Origin of the sequence: Erwinia sp. BNK-24-b (genome assembly GCF_047456155.1) — a bacterium.
GTDB classification, from domain to species: domain Bacteria; phylum Pseudomonadota; class Gammaproteobacteria; order Enterobacterales; family Enterobacteriaceae; genus Erwinia; species Erwinia phyllosphaerae.
Genome location: NZ_CP179901.1, coordinates 3,147,312 through 3,169,424 on the forward strand (window position 1 = coordinate 3,147,312; position 22,113 = coordinate 3,169,424).

The 22,113-nt window shown below is 56.0% G+C and carries 19 protein-coding genes; 6 read left to right on the plus strand and 13 right to left on the minus strand.

Going from position 1 to position 22,113, the window contains the following annotated elements; genetic code table 11:
• Positions 1-12 precede the first annotated feature (12 nt).
• The 7 genes from ACMGGR_RS14310 to ACMGGR_RS14340 all read right to left on the minus strand — a co-directional run bounded on the left by ACMGGR_RS14310 (position 13) and on the right by ACMGGR_RS14340 (position 6,087).
• Complete coding sequence (locus tag ACMGGR_RS14310; protein ID WP_246760451.1) at positions 13-717, minus strand: amino acid ABC transporter permease; 705 nt, start codon at positions 715-717, stop codon at positions 13-15.
• Positions 718-769: 52 nt separating this feature from the next.
• Positions 770-1,585 carry a transporter substrate-binding domain-containing protein gene (locus ACMGGR_RS14315; RefSeq protein ID WP_414147172.1) on the minus strand — a complete coding sequence of 272 codons (816 nt, stop codon included), beginning with the start codon at positions 1,583-1,585 and terminating at the stop codon, positions 770-772.
• A gap of 17 nt (positions 1,586-1,602) precedes the next feature.
• The gene (locus ACMGGR_RS14320; RefSeq protein WP_246760449.1) at positions 1,603-2,337 is read right to left on the minus strand and encodes an amino acid ABC transporter ATP-binding protein; all 735 of its coding nucleotides are present in this window, start codon (positions 2,335-2,337) and stop codon (positions 1,603-1,605) included.
• Positions 2,330-2,911, minus strand: a complete 582-nt coding sequence (locus ACMGGR_RS14325) for a peroxidase-related enzyme (protein ID WP_246760448.1) — start codon at positions 2,909-2,911, stop codon at positions 2,330-2,332. The genes ACMGGR_RS14320 and ACMGGR_RS14325 overlap by 8 nt, the downstream gene beginning before the upstream one ends.
• The gene (locus ACMGGR_RS14330) at positions 2,908-3,390 is read right to left on the minus strand and encodes a CMD domain-containing protein (RefSeq protein ID WP_414147173.1); all 483 of its coding nucleotides are present in this window, start codon (positions 3,388-3,390) and stop codon (positions 2,908-2,910) included. The genes ACMGGR_RS14325 and ACMGGR_RS14330 overlap by 4 nt, the downstream gene beginning before the upstream one ends.
• The gene (locus ACMGGR_RS14335; RefSeq protein ID WP_414147174.1) at positions 3,387-4,844 is read right to left on the minus strand and encodes an NAD(P)-binding domain-containing protein; all 1,458 of its coding nucleotides are present in this window, start codon (positions 4,842-4,844) and stop codon (positions 3,387-3,389) included. Before ACMGGR_RS14335 ends, ACMGGR_RS14330 begins: the two co-directional genes overlap by 4 nt.
• 283 nt (positions 4,845-5,127) lie before the next feature.
• Complete coding sequence (locus ACMGGR_RS14340) at positions 5,128-6,087, minus strand: LysR family transcriptional regulator (protein ID WP_246760445.1); 960 nt, start codon at positions 6,085-6,087, stop codon at positions 5,128-5,130.
• A gap of 192 nt (positions 6,088-6,279) precedes the next feature.
• Here ACMGGR_RS14340 and ACMGGR_RS14345 point away from each other — a divergent pair, with 192 nt between their 5' ends.
• Complete coding sequence (locus ACMGGR_RS14345) at positions 6,280-6,765, plus strand: N-acetyltransferase family protein (protein ID WP_414147175.1); 486 nt, start codon at positions 6,280-6,282, stop codon at positions 6,763-6,765.
• A gap of 43 nt (positions 6,766-6,808) precedes the next feature.
• Here ACMGGR_RS14345 and bglX read toward each other — a convergent pair whose 3' ends face one another.
• Complete coding sequence (gene bglX, locus ACMGGR_RS14350; RefSeq protein WP_414147176.1) at positions 6,809-9,106, minus strand: beta-glucosidase BglX; 2,298 nt, start codon at positions 9,104-9,106, stop codon at positions 6,809-6,811.
• A gap of 159 nt (positions 9,107-9,265) precedes the next feature.
• Here bglX and dld point away from each other — a divergent pair, with 159 nt between their 5' ends.
• Positions 9,266-10,999, plus strand: a complete 1,734-nt coding sequence (gene dld / locus ACMGGR_RS14355) for a D-lactate dehydrogenase (protein ID WP_414147177.1) — start codon at positions 9,266-9,268, stop codon at positions 10,997-10,999.
• A 105-nt stretch (positions 11,000-11,104) separates the two neighbouring features.
• Positions 11,105-11,362 carry a type II toxin-antitoxin system Phd/YefM family antitoxin gene (locus ACMGGR_RS14360; protein ID WP_414147178.1) on the plus strand — a complete coding sequence of 86 codons (258 nt, stop codon included), beginning with the start codon at positions 11,105-11,107 and terminating at the stop codon, positions 11,360-11,362.
• 73 nt (positions 11,363-11,435) lie between these two features.
• On the opposite strand, the gene ACMGGR_RS14365 is transcribed toward ACMGGR_RS14360, so the two are convergent.
• The 3 genes from ACMGGR_RS14365 to ACMGGR_RS14375 form a co-directional block, all read right to left on the minus strand.
• Positions 11,436-13,874, minus strand: a complete 2,439-nt coding sequence (locus tag ACMGGR_RS14365; RefSeq protein ID WP_246760439.1) for a DUF3772 domain-containing protein — start codon at positions 13,872-13,874, stop codon at positions 11,436-11,438.
• 85 nt (positions 13,875-13,959) lie between these two features.
• Positions 13,960-14,901, minus strand: a complete 942-nt coding sequence (gene pbpG / locus ACMGGR_RS14370) for a D-alanyl-D-alanine endopeptidase (protein ID WP_246760438.1) — start codon at positions 14,899-14,901, stop codon at positions 13,960-13,962.
• A 178-nt stretch (positions 14,902-15,079) separates the two neighbouring features.
• Positions 15,080-15,667, minus strand: coding sequence for a Yip1 family protein (locus ACMGGR_RS14375; RefSeq protein WP_246760437.1), 588 nt, complete (start codon positions 15,665-15,667; stop codon positions 15,080-15,082).
• A gap of 215 nt (positions 15,668-15,882) precedes the next feature.
• Between ACMGGR_RS14375 and ACMGGR_RS14380 the strand changes: the two genes are divergently transcribed.
• Positions 15,883-16,461, plus strand: coding sequence for a DedA family protein (locus ACMGGR_RS14380; protein WP_414147179.1), 579 nt, complete (start codon positions 15,883-15,885; stop codon positions 16,459-16,461).
• A 351-nt stretch (positions 16,462-16,812) separates the two neighbouring features.
• Here ACMGGR_RS14380 and ACMGGR_RS14385 read toward each other — a convergent pair whose 3' ends face one another.
• The gene (locus tag ACMGGR_RS14385; protein WP_246760435.1) at positions 16,813-17,589 is read right to left on the minus strand and encodes an SDR family oxidoreductase; all 777 of its coding nucleotides are present in this window, start codon (positions 17,587-17,589) and stop codon (positions 16,813-16,815) included.
• Positions 17,590-17,734: 145 nt separating this feature from the next.
• Here ACMGGR_RS14385 and ACMGGR_RS14390 point away from each other — a divergent pair, with 145 nt between their 5' ends.
• Both ACMGGR_RS14390 and ACMGGR_RS14395 read left to right on the plus strand, forming a co-directional pair.
• Complete coding sequence (locus tag ACMGGR_RS14390) at positions 17,735-19,549, plus strand: glycoside hydrolase family 15 protein (RefSeq protein ID WP_414147180.1); 1,815 nt, start codon at positions 17,735-17,737, stop codon at positions 19,547-19,549.
• Positions 19,550-19,722: 173 nt separating this feature from the next.
• Positions 19,723-20,952 carry a L,D-transpeptidase family protein gene (locus ACMGGR_RS14395; protein ID WP_414147181.1) on the plus strand — a complete coding sequence of 410 codons (1,230 nt, stop codon included), beginning with the start codon at positions 19,723-19,725 and terminating at the stop codon, positions 20,950-20,952.
• Positions 20,953-21,042: 90 nt separating this feature from the next.
• On the opposite strand, the gene ACMGGR_RS14400 is transcribed toward ACMGGR_RS14395, so the two are convergent.
• The gene (locus ACMGGR_RS14400; RefSeq protein WP_414147182.1) at positions 21,043-22,053 is read right to left on the minus strand and encodes a DUF481 domain-containing protein; all 1,011 of its coding nucleotides are present in this window, start codon (positions 22,051-22,053) and stop codon (positions 21,043-21,045) included.
• Between the last annotated feature and the right edge of the window lie 60 nt (positions 22,054-22,113).

Consider the following 22,113-nt stretch of genomic DNA (forward strand, 5'->3'; position numbering starts at 1 on the left):
GATCGCCCCTCTTTAGACGCTTGCCGTCAATTTAATCTTCGCCGTGGCCTTGTCCGCATGCCAGCTGTAGCGACGTTCGAAAAAGCGCACGATTAGCCAGACAATCAGGCACAGCAGCGAATAGAGCACCGCCAGCACCAGGTAAGTGCCAAACTGGTACTGGTTATAGTCGCGTTCCATGATCAAATGCGCCGTCGCCATTACGTCGGCCGCGCCGATATACATCACCAGCGCCACGTTGTGGATCAGGTAAATCACCGCGTTACCGTAGCCAGGCAGCGCGATATGCAGCGCCTGTGGCCCAACGATACGGCTGATTTTCTGCCGGAAGCTGTAGCCAAAGCTGTCGGCGGCGTCGTGCTGGCCGCGTTCAACCGCCAGAAAGGCGGGCCGCATCACCTCTGAGAGATAGCCACCGTGATAAAGGCTCAGGCCAACCATGGAAGCCGTGGTCGCTGAAAGAAAATCATCCACGCCGAACAGGGCCGCAATCGGCGGCAAGCCGTAAAAGGCGACGAACAGTTGCAGCACCACGGGCACGCTGCGCGCGTAGGAAACGTACAGATCGGCCAGCAGGCTCAGTCCCGCAATCCTGCGCACTCGCAGCGTGGTGGCTATCAGCGCCAGAAAAAAACCGGCGATAAGGGCGACAAACATAATCGCGAGCGTCAGCGGCAGTGCCGAAAGCAGCTCGGGGATCATGGAAGACAGATTCATGCAACGCTCCTGTTTTCGCGGCGGCCGCTTTTCTGGCGGTCGCCGCGAAGAATTACTTCATATATTTTACGACGGGTTCGCCAAACCATTTCTGCGCCAGCTTGTCCAGCGTGCCGTCATCCTTCAGCGCTTTCAGGGCGTTATTCACGTCATCGTTCAGCGCTTTGTTTTGGTCAGATTTATGAATAAGCACGTAGGTGTTATTGGTCACCACAGGTTCGCTCGCCTGGATATTCAGCTTCTGGTTATCGATAACCGTCTGCTCGCCCAGGTTTGACGGCAGGATCAGCGCGTCATATTTGCCGCTCTGTACTTCTTTCAGGCGATCCGGATAAGGGATACCGGCGCTGGAGGCTTTGATATCGATTTTGTCGCCAGGGTGCTCCTGCTGCCACTGGGTAACAAATTTATAAACGCCGCCGCCTGCCGTCACGGGCACGATGTTTTTGCCAACCAGATCTTTCATCCCGTTGATGTTGCTGTCTTTACGGCTGTAGATCTTCATCAGGCTGGCGCCAATCGGACTGTCCGGGATCAGGAACTGTTTGCTGCGCGCGGGCGCTTTGTAGTAACCGCCGGTCGCCATGTCATATTTACCCGTGACCAGGCCGGTTTCCTGAGCAATATCCGCCGCGCCTTCCAGCACAAACTTATACTGCGGCAGCTTAGCGTTAACCGCTCGCAGCACGTCCGGCTCGTAGCCCTGCGGCTCAACACCGATAGCGCCCCAGGAGAGCGGTTTTGATTCGGCCGAGGTTGCAACTTTGATGGTGCGAACGCTGTCGGCGGCGTTAGCGCCAGAAGCCATAAGCGCGATGGCAACGCCGCCAGTAACGACCAGACGACGCAGAGTAGTGATTGCAGGCATAGTATTTCCTTTTATTATCAGACGTGTTCAGCGTTCAGGAAGCGGGCAAGGCGCGGCTGCGAAGGGTTGTCGAAAATCGCTTCCGGCGTACCTTCTGCGGCAACCACGCCCTGGTCCATAAAGACGATGCGGCTGGAAATGCTTCTGGCGAACTGCATTTCATGGGTAACCAGCAGCGAGGTAATACCTGAGGAAGTGACCTCTTTGATCACTTTTAATACTTCGCCCACCAGTTCAGGGTCGAGCGAAGAGGTCGGCTCGTCAAACAGAATAACGTCCGGCTTCACGGCCAGCGCGCGGGCGATCCCCGTACGCTGTAGCTGCCCACCGGAAAGCTGCGACGGATAGCGATCCAGCTTCGCGCCCAGCCCGACGCGCTCCAGCTCCTGCCCGGCAATAGCGCGCGCTTCTTCCTTCGACTTACGCTGCACAACCATCAGCGGATCCATTACGTTTTCCAGCACCGTCATATTGCGAAAAACGTTGAACTGCTGGAAAACCATTGCGGTTTTAAGGCGAATCGCCTGTACCGCCGCCTTATTGACGGCCTGGTAATCCATCCGGATATCATCAAGCACGATGGTGCCGGAAGTGGGCTTAGCCAGATAGTTAATACATCTCAGCAGCGTGGTCTTGCCGGTGCCGCTGGGGCCGATGATGGACACGACGTCGCCGCGCTTCACCGAAAGATTGACGCCTTTCAGGATCGGCGTGTTGCCGTATGAGAGCTTAATATCATTAAGTTCAAGCATTTGTAGACCCTTTTGCGTAAGTAGCGTGGCCAAGCACGTGCATCAAACGGTTTGCCCAGCCAAAGATCGAGATAGCGTGAATCAGATCGACGATCTCATTCTCATCCATGCCGTTTTCACGCAGCGCGGCAATATCTTCCGCCGTTGCCTGCGAAGGCGTTACGGACAGGCGGCAGGCGAAGCGATAAATGGCGGCATCGCGCGGGCCAAGCTCTTCCGGCTTGCTGAAGTAAAGCGCGCTGACGACCTGCTCGCTCTGGGTTAGCTGGGCGTGACGGCGAGCATGCACCACCGCGCAATATTTGCAGCCGTTGACCAGCGAAGCGCCCAGCGCGCCCAGTTCCCGATCGGCGCGGTTCAGGCCGCCTTCGACATACATGATGGCGTTAAACAGCACGGTGCGCGCCGTATAGCTTTCTGGATCGTGCGCCAGCGTGCGGACGTATTCAGAAATCTTCTTGCCGGACGGCGTCACTTCCATTGCCGCAAGCTGCTCCGGCGTGGCGTCTGCCAGCGCCAGCGGCGTAATATACGGATGCCAGCTAAGTGGCTTCAGGCGAACCACAGGGATCATACTGACCTCATCAGGCGCAGGCCGATGGCCACGCGCGTCTGGAAATTAACAAAAGCAATCAGCTCGGAAAGCGCGACAATTTGCGGATTGTTCAGTCCGGCCTGCTCCAGCTTTCTGATATCTTCCGCCTGCGCTGTGGTCGGCGTAAGCGTGACCAGATCGACGTGACGAGCAATAGTCGCCAGCGGCTCTGCCAGGGCCGTTTCGCCCGCGGCCAGCGCCAGCAAGTCCGGAGCCGGTTTCACGGCAGCCAGCTGTGCATCGTAGTCTGCCGTTAGTACCGCATCCTTGTTTAACGTCGCCATACGACAGGCCAGCGCAAGTCGTAACTCAGCGCTCAGCCCCTGATCGTTAGCGGGTTGCAGTACGGAAAGGCGGCACTGTTCTGCCCCCTGTACAAATTCGGGCCGAAAACGGCGGGTAGCGTAAAGCGCCTCCTCCGGCGACAGGCCGACAGCCTTATCGATAGCGTCGTTCACGCGTTCTCCTGTTTTAACAAAGGGGTGGAATCCGTCCATTCATCGCCCAACAGTTCGGGCTTGTCGTAGGCGACCAGGCTGGCAAAGTGGCTGTCAACATCTTCGGCAAACAGCGAAGCCGCAATGCCGCGCACCAGACGATCGGCTCCGGCGCTGACGGCCGGAATATCACCGGACACCTTACCGTGCGTCAGCATCGCGGCGTCGTTGAAGCAGTGAATATGCGCCAGCATCGGACAGCTGCCCGCCGTTCGCTCGCGGAATTCAAACGCTGGCCCCAGATCCGGCGCATCCGTCATGCCGCTACGCGGCGCGCCCATTTCCGGCTGATAGCGACCGTCTGCCCAGCTGCGAATATAAGGTGCGATAGCCGCAAACTCTGGTCGTCCGTTAAAGGTGTTGGCAAACCCGGTGGCGGCAATCAAAAAGTCATAACGCCTCTCGCCCTGCGTGGTTTCAATCAGTAGCCCGTTGGCTTCCTGTTTTACCGCCTTAATGCCGCAGTCCAGAAAAAACCGCGCATTGGCGTGACGGGAAACACGCAGCGTGGAAGAGCGCGGCGGCGGCGTCTGCGTCGAGGCGGTGTAATCAACAAATTTCCATTTCCACGCGTCCGGCAACTGATGCATACCGTGAACCACGCCCTGGCTGCCGATGCCGGTCATCTTGTTGATGCGCGGCATGGCTTTACGCCGAATCAGCATATCCACCGCGCCCGCGCCCGCTTCCAGTGCCGTCGCGGCGTTGTCCATCGAAGAAGCCCCCGCGCCGATGACCGCCACGCGTTTGCCCTGCAGCGCATTAAAGTCGATATCGTCAGCGGAGTGCGCCCAGTAAGCGCGATCGATGCCCTGCAGGAAATCAGGCACGGCAAAGCCACCCAGCCCCGAGCGTCCGGTCGCCAGCACCAGCCGACGGGTAAAAATTCTGCGGCTGGTAAAGCCTTCGACCTCCAGCGCCATCAGATCGCCTGCCTGGCTAATCCCCGTCATCCGTACCCCGTTTTGTACCGGCAGGTTTAGCACATGGCGATACCAGACCAGATAATCCATCCACTGGCCTTTAGGGATTTTATCCAGCGCCTGCCAGGCTTCATCGCCCCACTGCGCGGTATACCAGGCGCGAAAAGTGAGCTGCGGCAGGCCAAGCGCCGGACCCTGTAGCGTTTTCGGCGAACGTAGCGTTTCCATCCGCGCAAAAGTAACCCACGGCCCTTCCCGTCCGGCCGGAGCCGCGTCCAGCGCAAGGACGTTATCAATCCCGCTCAGCACCAGTTTCGCCGTTGCCGCCAGCCCGCACATCCCTGCGCCAAGCACCACGACATCACGCACTTTCTCGTTCTGATAAGTCCGTTCCGGTACCCAGGATTTCGCAGGCAGCTCAAGGAACTCAAGATCCTGCTGCAGCCGGGCTTCCAGAGCGGCCAGCCCCGCCGGTGAATTAGCATGCGCCATAGTGGTATTCCTCAGGCCTGAGCGTCACAAAAACCTCGTTCCTTAGTCTGTTCCCGAACCGGGAGCGTCAGAGCAGGCCGAATGCGATAAGGCGCACTGCCCCGCCCTTAATGATTCATTTATCACATAATTGCGCATTCATTATCAGATATACGCATAGTAATAATTCAGGAGTGGCATCATCCTGTGCAGGGAGGAGAGCGTCAAGCAAAACGCCGGGAAAATGACCTATGGATTTCTTATAACTTATGCACAAAAAGGTATAAGAGCGGTGACGGACGGATTAATCTTGATTGATCAAGCGCATGATGCGTGGATGCTCGCTTGCCGCAAGACGCTGGAAAGCGGGAAGCAAATCGGTAGCGGCCGTTTCCAGCGCGTTAATCAGCGCCTGTGCCGCGGTTGAAAGCTGGCGGCCCTGCGGCGTAATGACGCCAAAAAAGTAGGGGATATCTTCATCCAGCGCGCGAATAGCTACGCCTTCCAGCGGCATGCCCCAGGCGGTAACCGGCTCCAGAATGGCCACGCCCAGCCCGGCGCGAACGCAGGCGAGAATATTGGCGGAAGAGTTGGTTTCGATGGTTTCATGCGGCGGTGTTTTTAGCTTTTTCAGCGCTTTTGCAAAGCGCCCGCGCAGCCGCTGCGGATTCCACGGCGCAATAAGACGTCGTCCGGCCAGGCTGGCGAGCGTGACGTGCTGTTCTGCGGCCAGCGGGTCGTCTTGCGGCAGAGCGACTACGCAACGCGACTGGCCAATCCAGTGCAGCTGTACCGCATGGTGCTCCAGCGGCAGACTGCACAGGCCGACTTCTGCTTCTGCGGTGATCACCGCATGCGCGGTCTGCTCGGCAGATTCGCTAATAATTTGCACTTTATTCTGCAAACCCAGCAGAGAAAGCGCCAGCGGCAGCAGGCCAGCCGCCAGTGCCGGGGTGGCCGCAATGCTGAGGGGCCGATGCTGCTGCTGCCCTATCTCCTGCGCGCGCAGGCGAATTTGCTGCAATGAAAGCAACGCTTTTTGCACATACTGGTGAAGCTGAAGCGCTTCTTCCGTGGGGTGGATGCGCGGCCCGTTGCGGAGAAACAGCGGATAGCCCAGCGACTGCTCCAGTTCCTGGATCAGGCGCGACACGACGGGCTGAGAACGGTTTAACGTTCTGGCGGCGGCCGTCACGCTGCCAGAGGCAATCACCGCGGCAAACGCTTCCAGCTGTTTTAAATCCAGATCTTGTAAAGGAGTCATGCGCACGCGTTTCCTGATTGAATGGCACTTTCTCGCGGCAGTGCGAAAAGTCCGTATCATAGAATGGGTTAAGCCGATTAGCTACAGTGAGGAAGCGTTGATTCTCCGGGGTGGCGAAAGTGGATAGCGCTTAATTCTGCGGTCAATAACCTTTATGCTTAGCCGATTAATTCGCAGGTGAAGGAAAAAGTCATGAGTATCACCATCCGCCAGGCCCGTCCGGCCGACGCACAAGCTATCTTCGATATGATTTATGAGCTGGCCGTTTATGAAAAAGCGCCGGAAGAAGTGGTGACCACAGCGGAGGAAATCCGCACCACGCTGTTTGCCGCCGACAGCAAAACGGAAGCGCTAATCTGCGAAGCGGATGACGCGATCGTCGGCTATGCGGTGTTCTTCACCAGCTATTCAACCTGGCTTGGACGCAACGGTATCTACCTGGAAGATCTCTATATTTCACCTGAGGCACGCGGCTTTGGTGCTGGCAAAGCGCTGATCAAGCATATCGCCCAGCTGGCGGTACAGCGCAACTGCGGTCGCCTGGAGTGGAGCGTGCTGGACTGGAATCAGCCCGCTATCGACTTTTATAAAAGCATCGGCGCGCTGCCGCAAAGCGAATGGGTGCGCTACCGCCTGGACGGTGACGCGCTGCTGAACTTTGCTGAAGACGCGAAATAAAAAAAGAGGCGATTAATCGCCTCTCTCCTTTTTCACGGCCTGATTATAAATAATCAAACTCCGCTTCGTTGGTCCGTACCGAATCCAGCCCGATCATCACGCTGAACTTGCCCGGCTCGGCCACGTGCTGCATTCTGGCATTCCAGAAGCGCAGCGCATCGACATCAATCGGGAAAGTGACCGTCTGCGATTCGCCCGCTTTCAGCATAATGCGCTTAAAGCCTTTTAGCTCTTCTACCGGACGGCTGATGCTGGCAACCTGATCGCGCAGATACATTTGCACCACCGTCGCGCCATCCAGCTTGCCGGTATTGGTTACCGTGACGGAAGCATTCACTTTGCCGTTGCGCGGCATCGTTTTTGCCGAAAGCGTTACCGGCGACACGTTAAAGCTGGTGTAGCTCAGGCCGTAACCAAACGGATAGAGCGGGCCGTTTTCCGCATCGTAATAGTGCGAAGTGTATTTGTTAGGGTGCGCAAAGTTGTAAGGGCGGCCCGTGTTCAGGTGGTTGTAATAAATCGGAATCTGACCCACGGAGCGCGGGAACGACATCGGCAGCTTGCCGGACGGGTTGTAATCGCCAAACAGGACGTCGGCGATAGCGTTGCCGCCTTCGGTGCCGCTAAACCAGGTCTCTAACAGCGCATCCGCCTCGCGGCTCTCTTTAACGATAGTCAGCGGACGGCCGTTCATCAGCACCAGCACCAGCGGTTTACCGGTAGCCTTCAGCGCGCTGACTAACGCCTGCTGCGAAGGTGGAATAGTAAGGTCGCTACGGCTGGAGGCTTCGTGCGCCATACCCTGCGCTTCACCGACGACGGCGACCACGACATCCGCTTTTTTCGCGGTGGCAACGGCCTCATCCAGCATTTGCTGCGGCGTGCGTGCATCCACCGTCACCGCGTTTTCATACAGGTTCAGGAAGTCCTGAATGCCTTTATTGTCGCTGACGTTGGCACCTTTGGCATACAGAATGGTTGCTTTACCCGCCGTGGCATTTTTCAGCCCTTCCATTACGGTAACGGACTGCGCTGCGACGCCAGCCGCCGACCAGCTCCCCATAATGTCGCGCTTGCTGTCGGCCAGCGGGCCAATCAGGGCGATGGTGCCCGATTTTTTCAGCGGCAGCGTCTCAAGGCGGTTTTTTAACAGCACGATACTTTTCCGCGCTACGTCGCGCGCTTCTGGCCGATGCAGACGGCTTTCGGCATTGGTATCTTTAGGGTCGCTTTCTGCCGGGCCAAGATGGCTGTAAGGATCGTTAAACAGCCCCATATCATATTTCACGTTCAGCACGTGGCGCGTGGCATCGTCGATTTCCGCCATGCTGACTGCGCCGCTTTTCACCAGGTCCGGCAAATATTTGCTGTAGTACTCGTCGCTCATGCTCATGTTAACGCCTGACTTGATCGCCAGCCGTACGGCATCCTGCGGATCGCTGGCAACGCCGTGCTTCATCAGCTCTTTAATCGCGCCGTGATCGCTGATGGTAATGCCTTTAAACTTCCAGTCGTCGCGCAATAAATCTTTCAGTAGCCAGCTATCCGACGTGGCCGGCACGCCGTTAATCGAATTGAGCGCCACCATCACGCCGCCGCTGCCCGCGTCCAGCGCTGCTTTGTACGGCGGCAGGTAGTCCTGGGCCAGCCGCTGAGGGCTCATATCCACCGTGTTGTAATCGCGTCCGCCTTCCACTGCGCCATAGGCGGCAAAGTGCTTCACGCTGGTCATCACCGAATAGCGATCTGCCGGGCTTTTTCCCTGCATCGATTCAACCATGGTGCGACCCATTTCCGAGGTGAGATAGGTATCTTCACCGAAGCCTTCCGATACCCGCCCCCAGCGCGGCTCGCGCGTGACGTCAACCATCGGTGCCCAGGTCATATTCAAGCCGTCGTCCGCCGCTTCATAAGCTGAAATTCGCCCGACTTCCGCCACGGCATCCAAATCCCAGCTGGCCGCCAGCGCTAAAGGAATCGGGAAAACGGTACGCTGGCCATGCACCACGTCATAGGCAAAAAACAGAGGGATCTTCAGGCGGCTGAGCTGCATCACCTGATCCTGCATCGCGCGGATATCCTGGCGGGTCACGGTGTTAAAAATCGCGCCAACCTGCTCACGCTTGATCATCTCGCGGATAGCTTCTTTCGGGTTATCCGGACCGACGCTGATCAGCCTGAGCTGGCCGATTTTTTCATCCAGCGTCATTTTTTTTAAGAGGTTAGTCACAAAGGCGTCACGCGCCTCGGGCGTTAACGGGTGCTGCACGTGATTACCGTCAGCAAAGGCTGGCTGCATCGCCAGCGCGGCGGCAAAGCTAACAGAATAAATCCATTTCATCAGGTTGGTTTCTCTTTATATAGACGGCGGCAGAACGTGACGACAGAAGTGGCGAGTGTGCCATAAGTTGAGGATAGCAGGTAGTTTTCAAGCTGGTGAGAGCCGTAATAAATCAGCGGTGCTAAAGTTATGACGTGCGACTAACAAGGACACAAGGACATGAATAAACCCTCACCGACCGGCCGCAAGCTGGTTACTGAACTGGCCCGCATTGTCGGGCGCGCCCATCTGCTTACCGATCCTGAAAAAACTGAACGCTACCGCAAAGGTTTTCGCTCCGGCGAAGGCGACGCGCTGGCCGTGGTGTTTCCCGGCACCTTGCTGGAGCAGTGGCGTATTTTACAGGCCTGCGTGGCGGCAGACGTGATTGTGTTGATGCAGGCGGCGAACACCGGCCTGACCGAAGGCTCGACGCCGGACGGCAACGACTACGATCGCGATATCGTGATTATCAGTACCCGCCGGATGGATAAAATCCAGCTGCTGGATGAAGGTAAACAGGTGCTGGCCCTGCCCGGCAGCACGCTCTACCAGCTGGAAAAAATCCTTAAGCCCCTGGGCCGGGAGCCGCATTCGGTGATTGGCTCTTCCTGCATTGGCGCGTCGGTATTGGGCGGCATCTGCAATAACTCCGGTGGTTCGCTGATTAAACGCGGCCCGGCATACAGCGAAATGGCGCTTTATGCGCAAAAGGACGCCAGCGGCAAGCTGACGCTGGTTAACCATCTTGGCATTGAGCTGGGCAGCACGCCGGAACAGATCCTCAGCCGTCTTGATGATGAAACCTGGCGGCCCGAGGATGTGCGCTACGACCAGCGCCACGCCTCAGACCATGACTACGCGGAACGCGTGCGTGAAGTCGAAGCCGATACGCCATCCCGCTTTAACGCGGATGCGCGGCGATTATTTGAGGCTTCCGGCTGCGCGGGCAAGCTGGCCGTGTTTGCCGTACGTCTGGATACCTTTGCCAGTGAAAGCGCGCAGCAGGTGTTTTATATTGGCACTAACCAGCCGGCGGTTTTAGACGAGCTACGCCGCCATATTCTGAGCGAATTCAGCGAACTACCGGTAGCGGGCGAATATCTGCATCGCGATATTTTTGATATTGCCGAAACCTACGGCAAAGATACTTTTGTGATGATCGACAAACTCGGCACTGACAAAATGCCGCTGTTCTTCTCCCTGAAAGGCCGCGTCGACGCCTGGTTAAGACGGGTCTCTTTTATTAAGCCCAACTTTACCGATCGCGTGCTGCAAAAAATCAGCGGGCTTTTGCCTGCGCATCTTCCTGCCAGACTAAAAGTTTATCGCCAGCGCTTTGAGCATCATCTGATGTTGAAAATGGCCGGGCCGGGTGTGGAAGAGGCGCGTCAGTATCTGCGCACGTACTTCCAGCAGGCCGAGGGCGAGTTCTTTGAGTGTACGCCTGAAGAAGGCAGCAAAGCCTTTTTACATCGTTTTGCCGCAGCAGGTGCCGCCGTGCGCTATCACGCGGTACATCATCAGCAAGTGGAAGATATTCTGGCACTGGATATCGCGTTACGCCGCAACGATCGCGACTGGTTTGAGAAGCTGCCGCCCGAATTCGACGACGCGCTGGTACATCGGCTCTACTACGGCCACTTCTTTTGCCACGTCTTTCATCAGGATTACATTGTGAAAAAAGGTGTGGATGTGCATGCACTTAAAGAGAAAATGCTGCAAATCCTTAGCGAACGCGGTGCAGAATATCCGGCCGAGCACAATGTCGGCCATCTTTACCATGCAAAACCGCAGCTTAAAGCCTTTTATCAGCAGCTCGATCCGACCAATAGCTTTAACCCCGGCATTGGTAAAACCACCAAAGCAAAAAACTGGGCGGCATGCGATTGCGGTCAAAAGCTGAAGCGTTAAGCTGGCAATCCTGCTTATTAAATAGACTAACGCAGGAGTAAGAGCTGCGTTAAAATCGGTATGAATTGTACTTTTCGTACCGGTTTAACCCATAAGGAAGCCGCCATGGTTAGTTTTACTGCCAGCGAAGCCAAAATCCAGTTTGGCGAGGTGATTAACAAAGCACAGCGTGAACCAGTGAGCATCACAAAGAATGGTAAGCCTTCCGTAGTGGTCATTTCTGCCGACGACTATGCAGAAATAGAACAACTGAAGCTACAAACTCTGCGCAGCAAGCTGGCGCATTCACTTGCGCAGGCTAAAGCAGGCCAGATTCACGATATAGAGACGGTATTTGATGGATTAATGAAGGATTTATTATAAAAGGCGGCGTTCTGGTTATTGCTGTTATCCACCAGAGCCGCCTTCCCAAAGTGCTTCTGCAGCGAAAAGGTGCCTAGGCGTCCCCTTCCTGCACCACCACTTTTTGACCGTTACGTTGTTCGACAATCATTGTCTGCGGCGTGGAAAGCACGATGCCCTCTTTGCGCAAACGGGTCAGAATATCAAACAGCAAATCGCTCTTGGCGCCGGAAACCTGGCGCGGACTGGCGACGTTGCCGGTAACGGCCAGCACAATGCCGGCTGGCGTCAGATCTTTAAATGAAACCGACGGTTCCGGCGTCTCCAGAATACGCTCGTTATCGATATAAACGTCCAGCAGGAGCTGGCGCACTTTTACCGGATCGATATCCAGCGGGAAAGTCAGGGTAATGGTCGCTACGCCCTGGGCATTGCCCATCGTGGCGTTACGCACGTTTTGCGAGATGAACTGCGAGTTAGGCACGATAACGGTAGATTTGTCGCCCAGCTGGATCTCGGTAGCGCGCACGTTAATACGGCGAATATCCCCTTCAATTCCGCTGATGCTGACCAGATCGCCAACCTTAACCGGCCGTTCGGTCAGCAAAATCAGACCAGAGATAAAGTTTTTAACTATTTCCTGCAGGCCAAAACCGATACCAACCGATAGCGCGCTGACAATCCACGCCAGCTTGTTCCACTGTAATCCCATTATCGACAGCGCCAGCAGGATAACCAGCACGTAGCCCACGTTGCTGAACAGCGTAATCAGCGAAACGCGCATGCCGGTGTCCATGGTGGTCTTCGGCAGAAAATCCTGATCCAGCCAGCGCCTGGCCGAACGCAGCACGTAAATGCCGACAACCAGGCACAGCAGCGCATTCAGTACGTGCGCCGGAACAATATTCAGCGACTCCAGGCCCTTTCCGCCCCAGAACTCAATGGCTTTCTGCACCAGCTCGATTGGCGCGGCGCTGCTGAAGGTGCCGTTTAGCATGGCCATCGCGGCAATCAGCACCAGGACCGTCTTACCCAGTGCGCCCAACAGCGTAGCGACCTGAGAAAGGTGACGTTCATCAATGTTCAGCGAGCGCTGAATGCCTTTACCGGTAGGATTGCTGGTGGAAAATAGCGATTCACAGGCGTCCGAAATCAGATGGCTGAGAATATAAAACGAACCGAAAACGATGCCCGCCCAGATCAGTTCATAGCTTAAAAAGCGTGCCAGCGTCACATAGCCAATAACCAGCGTCACCATAATTGCCACGCCAATCAGGGTAATGGCCATTTGAATCAGGCCAACCAGCGTGGATTTGGCTTCTGGCTGTCCGCCTTCCAGTACCAGCTTGCGGCGCACGCGATTGGTGCGGAAACTGATGGAGAGCGCCGTTGCGCCAATCAGCAGCGCGGTAATACCGTTAGCCAGTACCGTCGTCGCAACGCTGGTGTTAGCGCTGCTGTTGAGATTTTCCAGCGCCTGGAAAACAAACACCAGGCCCGCCATCAGCGGCGGAAAAGGTTTCAGCGCCAGCGCCACTTCGTTGGAAATGGTCGGCAAGCGCCAGGAAGGACGGCGAGTAGAAAGAAACGCGCGGCCAAGGCCCGCGATCAAACCGCAGAAAATACTCAGGCCTACCAGTTTGTCGGCAAAGTCGCGTACGTCATCCGTTACGTCAGGCTGACGGGTAAAGGCCAGGTCAAGAAAATTAAAGGCCAGCACGATAGCGGCAAGCGTGGTCATCGCAATAGCGGCCGCCAGGAAACTGCGGCGCAAGCGCCCTTCCGGCAGCCGGTTAATTCCTACCCACGCCAGAAATTCTTCCATATAGCGACGGCCAAAGGTCGCGACCAGTCCGGCCAGCACAATCCAGAAAGCCGTGCCGATGCGCCAGCCCGGCTGCCATGCCAGCACGGCGGTATCCGCCAGCTCGGTAAGGAAATCTTTAACCTTCTCGTTGTCATCGCTCTGACCGTTAAACAGCGGCGACCAGAAGCGCGGCCCAAAAATACTGCCTGCGTTCAGCGCCAGCTGCGTTTTTAACGCATCGCGACGCAGGTTAACGATCTGCGCGGAAAGATTGGTCGCGCCCGTTTTAACCGCTTCCGCCTGGCTAAGCTGATCGTCGATTTTGCTTTTCTGGTTTTGCAGATTTTTACGCTTGCTGGTGACTTCTGACGTCTCTTTAACGCCGCTTTCCGGTTTTGGCGCCGGACCAAGCACATCAAGCTGCGCCTGCAGCTGCGTGCGCTGCGGCGTAATGGACTGCATCAGCGTGTCGGCATCGCTGGAAAGTTCCAGCGCCATATCGTTCAGCGCGTTCAGCTTGCTGTCGTTGGTTTCGCCAGAAACCTGCTGTTTAATCTTATCCAGCACCTTCTGCATTTTAGGCAGTTCAACCGCCGCGTTGAGTTTGGCTGGCGTTCCGGCAGCCTGCTGCTGGCTGGCGTCATCGTCAGCGGCGTACACCAGCGCGGGTGAAAAAGCGATTAACGTAAACAGGCAAAGGCGAAAAAAAGTCATTATTGTCGACATGAAGAGTTCCAGATATCAGACGCTCGGACAGGCAAGCGCGCGCTATTTTAGGCGTTTGCCTGCCCGAAAACCAGCGGATGCTTAACTATTCGGTAACTTCGCCATTACCCGTATTGCTAACCATTTCCGCCGCTTTTTGCTTTTTATAGCTCAGCGCGGCGGCGGGAACCGGCGACACTTTTCCTGTTTCAAGCCAGCTGCGCAGGCGGTTAGCGTCGGCAAAATGCGTGTACTTACCAAAAGCATCCAGCACCACCAGCGCAACCGGACGTTGCTTAATCACGGTACGCATTACCAGACAATGCCCGGCCTCATCAGTAAACCCGGTTTTGGTCAGCTGAATATTCCAGTCGGGACGGTAAACCAGGTGATTGGTGTTGCGAAACGGCAGCGTGTAGTTCGGGTTAGTGAAGGTAGCCATATCTTCATGCGTGGTACTCAGTTGCCCAATCAGCGGATAGCGTTTGGTAGCGATCAGTAGCTTTGTCAGATCGCGGGCGGTCGAGACGTTTTGAATCGACAGGCCGGTTGGTTCGACGTAACGCGTATGGGTCATGCCCAGCTCGCGCGCTTTAGCGTTCATAGCGCGAATAAAAGCGTCATAACCGCCGGGATAGTGATGCGCCAGGCTGGCGGCGGCCCGGTTTTCCGAGGACATCAGCGCCAGCAACATCATATTCCTGCGGCTGATTTCGCTGTTCAGACGCACGCGGGAGAAAACGCCGCGCATTTCTGGCGTGTGGCTGATATCTACCTTCAGAATTTCGTCCATGGGCAGATGCGCATCCAGCGTGACCATCACCGTCATCAGCTTGGTGATTGAGGCCATTGGCCGCACCAGATCGGGATGGCTGGCGTAGAGGATCTTATTGCTATTCAGATCGACAATCATCGCGCTGCCTGAGGCAATTTGCGGCTGCGAAAGCGAAGCGACCTCAGCGGGATGCGGGCTGGCCACGGCCGGAAGAACCTGTCCGGAAAAAAGCAAAGCTAAAGTCAGAAGAGACAAGCGAATTTTTGCAGGCATCGTTGGAAACTTAATCGATAGTGATTCAGGTATGGCACAGCCATACGCCGCCGCCGCACAAAGCACGCCACGCGGGGGCTGGCAAGCGCATCATACGCTGGAGGCTAATCTTTTTCCTAAGAGATATTCGTTTCCGGGCGTTAACAACAGCGCCGCCGGGGGCCCGACGGCGCAGGGTTCAGAACAGACGGTAGCCGTAACCCCACAGGATAACGGTCAGCGCCATCAATACTTCGAATACCAGCACGCCGATGGCCAGCGTGGAACCGGAAAAGCGCAGGCTCTCTTCCCGGTCGATATTCAGAAACATAGGGATGCCGATATAAAGTAGATAACCGGTGTAAACCAGCGCCAGCGCGCCGACAAACACGCACAGCCAGACCAGCGGATAAAGCGCTACCAGGCCGCTGACAAACAGCGGGGTGGCAACATAGCCCGCAAATACGGTACAACGTTGCAGGCTGGGACGCTGTGGATAGTCACGCGCCATCCAGTAAATCACGCGGCCCATCACCGCTACGCCGCCCAAAATCAGCGCATAAAACAGCACGGCGAGAGCAAAAGCGTTTACCAGCGTAAGCTGAATGGTGCTGCGCGCGCCAAAATCCCAGCCGAGCTGCGTCGTTCCAATAAAGGCGCAAATAACCGGAATCAGCGCCATCAGCAAAACATGGTGCGTATAGTGATGCGAAACGGATTCGTTTTCTTGCCGGATATCGCGCATTTCACGGTCAGGATGCGCAAGAAGTCCCCAGACATGGTTCATATCTTCACTCCTTATTACAGGTCGGTTGCGAACTGGCGGGTCAGACTGAATTATAAGTCATCCTCAACTGTTTATTTTTTCACCGCCGATTTTTTATGCTAACCGCTTCTGTTTATTACGAAAAAAATCGCGCTTTTGGGCAACTTTTTTCCCGCTTTAGCCGACAGCGTTTAGACTAAAAGCTTTTAGCGCACTGACCGCAGGAGCAACAGTAAATGGATATCAATCATTTGATCACGCAGTACGGTTATCTGGCGCTATTTTTGGGGTGTATTGCCGAAGGGGAAACCTTTACGCTGCTGGGCGGCGTAGCGGCACATGAAGGGCTGTTGCACTATGGCCTGGTGGTGCTGGTGGCAATGGCGGGCGGTATCCTGGGCGACACCGCGCTGTTTTTTATCGGCCGCCACTATGGCACCGCCATTCTGCAGCGTTTTAAGAAACATCAGAAACAGATAAAAAAAGCTAATAACCTGATCCGCAAACGGCCCGTGTTGTTTGTTATCGGCGTGCGGTTTATGTACGGCCTGCGCATTATCGGCCCGATCATCATCGGTTCCAGCGGTTTAAAACCGCAAAAATTTCTTCTGCTGAACGTAATTGGCGCGGTGCTGTGGGCAGTGATTTTCGTCTCGCTGGGCTACGTGGGCGGCCAGGTTATCGCACCCTGGCTGCACAAGCTGGATCATCATCTGAAACAGGTTTTCTGGGTGGTGATGATCGTCGCGCTGGTCTGGGGCATCAGGATCTGGTTTAAGCGCCGTGCTGCTCACCAGCCGGATGAAGATGAGTGATTGTAGCTGCCGGATAAATAAAGGCAGGGTGTTACCGGCCGGAAAAAATCACGGCTGGTGATCCTGCCAGCAGGCATAAAGATAAAGGCTGGTGATCCTACCAGCAGGCAGGAAGACGAAGGCTGATGAGTCTGCCAGCAGGCAAGAAGATGAAGGCTGGTAATCCTGCCAGCAGACAGGAAGATAAAGGCTGATGAATCTGCCAGCAGGCAAGAAGATGAAGGCTGGTAATCCTGCCAGCAGACAGGAAGATGAAGGCTGGTGATCCTGCCAGCAGGCGAGAAGACGACGGCTGGTAGCTTCGCCAGCCGAACGGGACAAATGAGCAGGCCAGGCAATGGCTCTATAACCTTATTTGCCGATATAAAACTGCGGGTTCGCCAGGGTAAAGCCACCATCGATAATAAAGGACTGGCCGGTGGTGTAGCTTGCCCACTGAGAACAGAGCCAGGCGACCATGCTGGCAATTTCGCGCGGGTCGCCTGGCCTGCCTGCCGGGATTTCCGGAATGGAAACCTTATGGGCATCGTCGTCGCTCATCGCATTCATCGGCGTGGCGATAGCACCGGGCGCGACCGAGTTTACCAGAATATTGTGCGGCATCAGGCTTAGCGCCATCGCTTTGGTCAATCCACCCAGTGCATGCTTCGCGGCCGTATAGGCAACCGAATCCGGCAGCGGCGTATGCTCATGCACGGAGGTGATATTAACGATACGTCCGCCGTCGCCCTGCTCCACCATGTGCCGCGCGGCGATCTGACCGCAGATAAACGCGCCGTCCACGTCTACGCTGAACACCTTGCGCCACGAGTCAAAAGAAGTCTCCAGAAACGCCGCTTTATCATTGGTGCCCGCGTTGTTAACCAGCGCGTCAATACGGCCAAGCTTGCCAATCAGCGCCTCCAGCGCCTTGCCGCCTTCTTGCGGGTCGGCGAGATCCAGCTGGTGAACTTCTGCTTTCCGACCCAGCGCACGCACCTTGCTAGCCGTGTCCTGCGCGCCCTTTTCGTCCGAACGCCAGGTTATGCCGATATCGTATCCCTGTTCCGCCAGCATAATTGCGCTGGCCTTGCCTATCCCGGAATCGGAGGCGGTGACAACGGCAACTTTCTGCTCTGCTTTACTCATGGATGGCTCCTCGGTCACGATAAAAAATTAAGTATAGGCGAGGGAATTTCAGCGGCGTTTACACTTGCTTGCGCTTCCTGACGCCGCCGCTGGCGGGCACTGTCTATAGTTAAAAAACAGCCTGCACAATTAGCCAGAGGAAGGAATGAGCAAAATAAAAAGAAAGATTGAGGATCATGGCGTTATCGGAGACCTGCGCACCTGCGCGCTGGTGGCAAACGACGGGGCAATCGACTACTTCTGCTGGCCGAATCTTGACAGTCCCTCTGTCTTTACCGCGCTGCTGGATGGCGATGAAGCGGGCCTGTTCAGTATCGAGCCAGACTGGCCGCAAGCGCGACGGCTACAGCTCTATTTGCCTGACACCAATATTTTGCAGACTCGCTGGCTCGATCATAACGGCGTGGTGGAAATCACCGACTATATGCCGCTTTGCAATCGGGAAGACACCCGGCCGCGCCTGATCCGCCGGGTAAAAGTGGTTCATGGCGAAGCAACCTTTACGCTACGCTGCGCGCCAGTTCACGATTATGCCAGAGCGGAAACTATAGCGAGCCTGCATGAAGGCGGCGTGCTGTTTAGCGCGGACAGCCAGCCGACGCTGCGCCTGAGCGGAAAAGCCGATTTTGCCACGTCAGAGAATGCCGCAACGGCAACCTTCACCTTAAAAGCCGGTGAGCACCGCGAGTTTGTCCTCGGCTGCGCGGACGACGAAAAAGTCGATGAGGAAAAAACCGCCGTCTGTTTCCAGGAAACGCTGCATTTCTGGCGTGACTGGAGCGCCAAAAGCAGCTATCGCGGACGCTGGCAGGAGATGGTGACGCGTTCCGCGCTGACCCTAAAGCTGCTGACCTCGTGGAAACACGGCTCCATCGCCGCCGCCGCTACCTTTGGCCTGCCGGAAGAGCTGGGCGGCGAGCGTAACTGGGATTATCGCGCCTCCTGGCTGCGTGACGCCTCGTTTAGCATGTATGCGCTGATGCGGCTCGGCTATGTGGAAGAAGCCAGGCACTTTACCCACTGGGTTGGTCACTGCGTGGAAAACAGCCATCACGACGTGGAAAAGCTCCAGGTGATGTACCGTCTTGACAGCGGCACCGAGCTACACGAAAGCGAGCTGCTCAATCTCTCTGGCTATGCTAATTCCACGCCGGTGCGTATTGGCAACGACGCCTGGAATCAGAAACAGCTGGATATTTATGGCGAACTGATGGACGCGATTTATCTTGCCAACAAATATGGCGAAGCGATTTCCCATCGCGGCTGGGCGCACGTCAGCAAAATGATTGACTACGTGGGGGCAAACTGGAATCAGCCCGATGCCGGTATCTGGGAGATGCGCGGCGAACCGCAACACTTCCTGCACTCCCGCCTGATGTGTTGGGTCGCGTTAGATCGTGCAATCAGGCTGGGCCAGAAACGATCGCTCTCGTTTCCTTACGAACGCTGGCTGCGCGTCCGTGATGAGATCCGTGAAGATATCTGGAGCAACTTCTGGAACGAAGAAAAAGGCCATTTTGTTGCCACGCGACACGGTGATTTTGTTGATGCCTCTATGCTGCTGATGCCGCTGGTCAGATTCGTGGGCGCAACCGATCCCGACTGGCTGAAGACGCTGGACACGATTAAAGAACAGCTGGTTAACGATGGCCTGGTAAAACGCTATAACCGCGCCGAAACACCGGCTGATGCGCTGGAAGGCACGGAAGGATCTTTTACCGCCTGCTCGTTCTGGTATGTCGAATGCCTGGCGCGCGCTGGCAGAGTTTATGAAGCCCATTTCGAGTTTGAAAAGCTGCTAAGCTATGCCAATCCGCTGGGGCTTTACGCGGAAGAGTTTGATCATCAAGGCTATGCACTGGGCAATACGCCGCAGGCGCTCAGCCATCTGGCCCTGATTAGCGCGGCATTTTTCCTTAACCGCAAGCTGAACGGCGACGACCCGCTATGGCAGCCGTAACGCAAAGCCATTTTTTACGCGTTATTTCCAGATAAATCTGCGTAAAGCTGGCACGCCAGGCGCAAATGCAGGTTTATTCCGGACGCTTATGACCATATAATGTGCAGCCGGTCACCTTTGACCGGCACAGGCTTCTTTATCCACAGTTTACATGGCGCTATACCTTGAAGAATATGAAAAAGAGCATCCGCGCGTTAGCCACTTTACTGCTGGCCGTTACCGCTTATAGCCAGTCTGCTTTTGCCGTGGTTTATAACCTGCCCGCCGCTAACAGCCGTCTGCTTGGCGACAATATTGAAATTACCGTGCCTGCCGACAGCAAGCTGCCGCTGGAGGCTTTTGCCGCTCAGTATCAGATGGGGCTGAGCAACATGCTGGAAGCGAATCCGGGCGTGGATGTTTATCTGCCCAAAGCCGGTAGCAAATTAATTATTCCTCAGCAGCTGATCCTGCCCGACGCGCCGCGCGAAGGTATCGTGGTCAACAGCGCCGAAATGCGCCTTTATTACTATCCAAAAGGCGGCAAAACGGTGGTGGTATTACCGGTTGGCGTAGGCGAACTGGGTAAAGATACGCCGATGAACTGGACCACCACGGTACAAAGCAAAAAAGATGGCCCGACCTGGACGCCAACCAAAAAAATGCATGAAGACGCCGCTGCCGCGGGCTCACCGCTGCCGCCAATTTTCCCGGCCGGCCCTGATAACCCGATGGGCCTGTACGCGCTCTATATCGGCCGTCTTTATGCTATTCACGGCACCAATGCCAACTTCGGCATCGGTCTGCGCGTCAGCCACGGCTGCGTGCGCCTGCGCGCTGACGATATCAAATGGCTGTTCGACAACGTGCCGGTCGGCACGCGCGTACAGTTTATCGATCAGCCGGTTAAGGCCAGCGTAGAGCCAGACGGTTCACGCTATATCGAGGTGCACAATCCCCTGTCGCAGACCGAAGAGCAGTTTAATTCACGCGAGCCGGTTCCGCTGACGTTAACCGCGGCCGTGAACAAGATTGTGGCGGACAGCAGCGTAGACAGCACGACGCTGGAAGAAGCGCTGAAAGCGCGTACCGGTATGCCAACTAAAGTGAACGGCGCGGCCGGTAATGGCTATGCCGCTCCGATTCCGGTACAGGAAAACGAAGGCGCGCAGCCTAAAGAAGAGCCAGCCACGCCGGTAACGCCGCAGGGCGCTAACGGTGGCGCGGCCCCGGCTGCCGATACGCCAACCGTAGACGGCCAGCCTGCAACAAATGCAAACGGTCAGACCTCTGGCGACGGCGCGGCGGCAACCCAGGCCCCTGCGTCCAGCAGCAGCAGCAACTTCGTTGTGCCCACGCAGCCTGGCCCAATCTACCAGGACAGCAAATCGGCAGCGAAAGCTAACGCGGCTACGCAGTCCTGATAGTGGCGTCTCGCTGACCAGCAAAAACGGGCCAAACGGCCCGTTTTTTTATGCCTTTTTGAGATGTTTTACATTGCCCAAGCGCCCTCCTTACCACTTCAGCCCCAGCCCGGTGGTGAAGTCACGTTCATTTAACGTATCGCGCGTGCCGCTAACCAGGTTATGTCCATAGGTAATATTTAACGACGACCAGCTGGTAAGCTGATAACGCAGGCCGACCTCGGCATCCATAGTGAAGATGTTATCGTCCAGCGAATGCCCTACGTCGCCATGGCTGAACAGCGCGATCTTTCTGCCCTGTAGAAAACGCTGATAGTCCCAGCGCAGCGAAGCGCCAAGGTGGCTGTCTGAACTGCCGTCGCTATAGCCATAGGTAAACGCGCCGCCCAGTAACGCCAGCGAAAACGAGCCCAGCTCATCGTCCCAGAACTGGTAGCCGGGGCCGGTGCCAAGCAGCGCCTGTTGTGATAAATCCTCGACCCAGTCACGCTTGTAGCTGGCCCTGCCCTGCCAGAAAAGCCGATCGCGAAACTGATAGTCCAGCGCGTAGCGCAGGCTATAGTTTTCGGTGTTCATGGTGTCATCTTCTTTTTCGCGCCTATAGGTGCCGCCAAAGTCGTTACGCCATTTGCCGATATTGACCTTGTTGTTATAGGCGAAGTGGGAATCCTGCGTGCGGGTAGACGCTTTTTTCAGGCTGATCCCCATATCAATATTACCGGTCCAGGTCAGCGCATCGGTTTTAGGTTTGGGCTTCATAAACTCTTCAAATCTGGTTATCTGCACCCGCTGTTCATCCGCGCCGCGCCGCACCACGATATAGCCCGGATCGGCCGCTTCAAGCTGCGCTTTGAAAACCTGTTGGCCATTGCGTACATCGATCGCTTTTTCACTGGAAAGCGTACTGACCGAGCTCCAGTTAAGCGAAAGCGTGCCGCCGTAGCTGGTATCCATCACCAGCTTGCCGCCGCTAAGCGAGCGCACCGTGCCGCTCAGGCGATCGCCGTTTTTCATCCACACCGTATCGGCATGAACACAGGGAGTAAGAAAAAACAGGACAAGCAGACCGGAAAGCCGCAAACGGCACGAAAGAAGATGCATATAGACAGGTACTACCTTTGAGCGCAGGATGAGCGAATGTTTCCTATACCTTAAACGATA

Bases quoted from the DNA above. Each gene is read 5' to 3' on its own strand.
- ACMGGR_RS14320 (WP_246760449.1), bottom strand. From the start codon at position 2,337: ATGCTTGAACTTAATGATATTAAGCTCTCATACGGCAACACGCCGATC.
- ACMGGR_RS14310 (WP_246760451.1), bottom strand. From the start codon at position 717: ATGAATCTGTCTTCCATGATCCCCGAGCTGCTTTCGGCACTGCCGCTG.
- ACMGGR_RS14395 (WP_414147181.1), top strand. From the start codon at position 19,723: ATGAAAAAGAGCATCCGCGCGTTAGCCACTTTACTGCTGGCCGTTACC.
- pbpG (WP_246760438.1), bottom strand. From the start codon at position 14,901: ATGCCTGCAAAAATTCGCTTGTCTCTTCTGACTTTAGCTTTGCTTTTT.
- ACMGGR_RS14340 (WP_246760445.1), bottom strand. From the start codon at position 6,087: ATGACTCCTTTACAAGATCTGGATTTAAAACAGCTGGAAGCGTTTGCC.
- ACMGGR_RS14360 (WP_414147178.1), top strand. From the start codon at position 11,105: ATGGTTAGTTTTACTGCCAGCGAAGCCAAAATCCAGTTTGGCGAGGTG.
- ACMGGR_RS14365 (WP_246760439.1), bottom strand. From the start codon at position 13,874: ATGTCGACAATAATGACTTTTTTTCGCCTTTGCCTGTTTACGTTAATC.
- ACMGGR_RS14400 (WP_414147182.1), bottom strand. From the start codon at position 22,053: ATGCATCTTCTTTCGTGCCGTTTGCGGCTTTCCGGTCTGCTTGTCCTG.
- ACMGGR_RS14315 (WP_414147172.1), bottom strand. From the start codon at position 1,585: ATGCCTGCAATCACTACTCTGCGTCGTCTGGTCGTTACTGGCGGCGTT.
- ACMGGR_RS14375 (WP_246760437.1), bottom strand. From the start codon at position 15,667: ATGAACCATGTCTGGGGACTTCTTGCGCATCCTGACCGTGAAATGCGC.
- ACMGGR_RS14345 (WP_414147175.1), top strand. From the start codon at position 6,280: ATGAGTATCACCATCCGCCAGGCCCGTCCGGCCGACGCACAAGCTATC.
- ACMGGR_RS14380 (WP_414147179.1), top strand. From the start codon at position 15,883: ATGGATATCAATCATTTGATCACGCAGTACGGTTATCTGGCGCTATTT.
- dld (WP_414147177.1), top strand. From the start codon at position 9,266: ATGAATAAACCCTCACCGACCGGCCGCAAGCTGGTTACTGAACTGGCC.
- ACMGGR_RS14390 (WP_414147180.1), top strand. From the start codon at position 17,735: ATGAGCAAAATAAAAAGAAAGATTGAGGATCATGGCGTTATCGGAGAC.
- bglX (WP_414147176.1), bottom strand. From the start codon at position 9,106: ATGAAATGGATTTATTCTGTTAGCTTTGCCGCCGCGCTGGCGATGCAG.
- ACMGGR_RS14325 (WP_246760448.1), bottom strand. From the start codon at position 2,911: ATGATCCCTGTGGTTCGCCTGAAGCCACTTAGCTGGCATCCGTATATT.
- ACMGGR_RS14385 (WP_246760435.1), bottom strand. From the start codon at position 17,589: ATGAGTAAAGCAGAGCAGAAAGTTGCCGTTGTCACCGCCTCCGATTCC.
- ACMGGR_RS14335 (WP_414147174.1), bottom strand. From the start codon at position 4,844: ATGGCGCATGCTAATTCACCGGCGGGGCTGGCCGCTCTGGAAGCCCGG.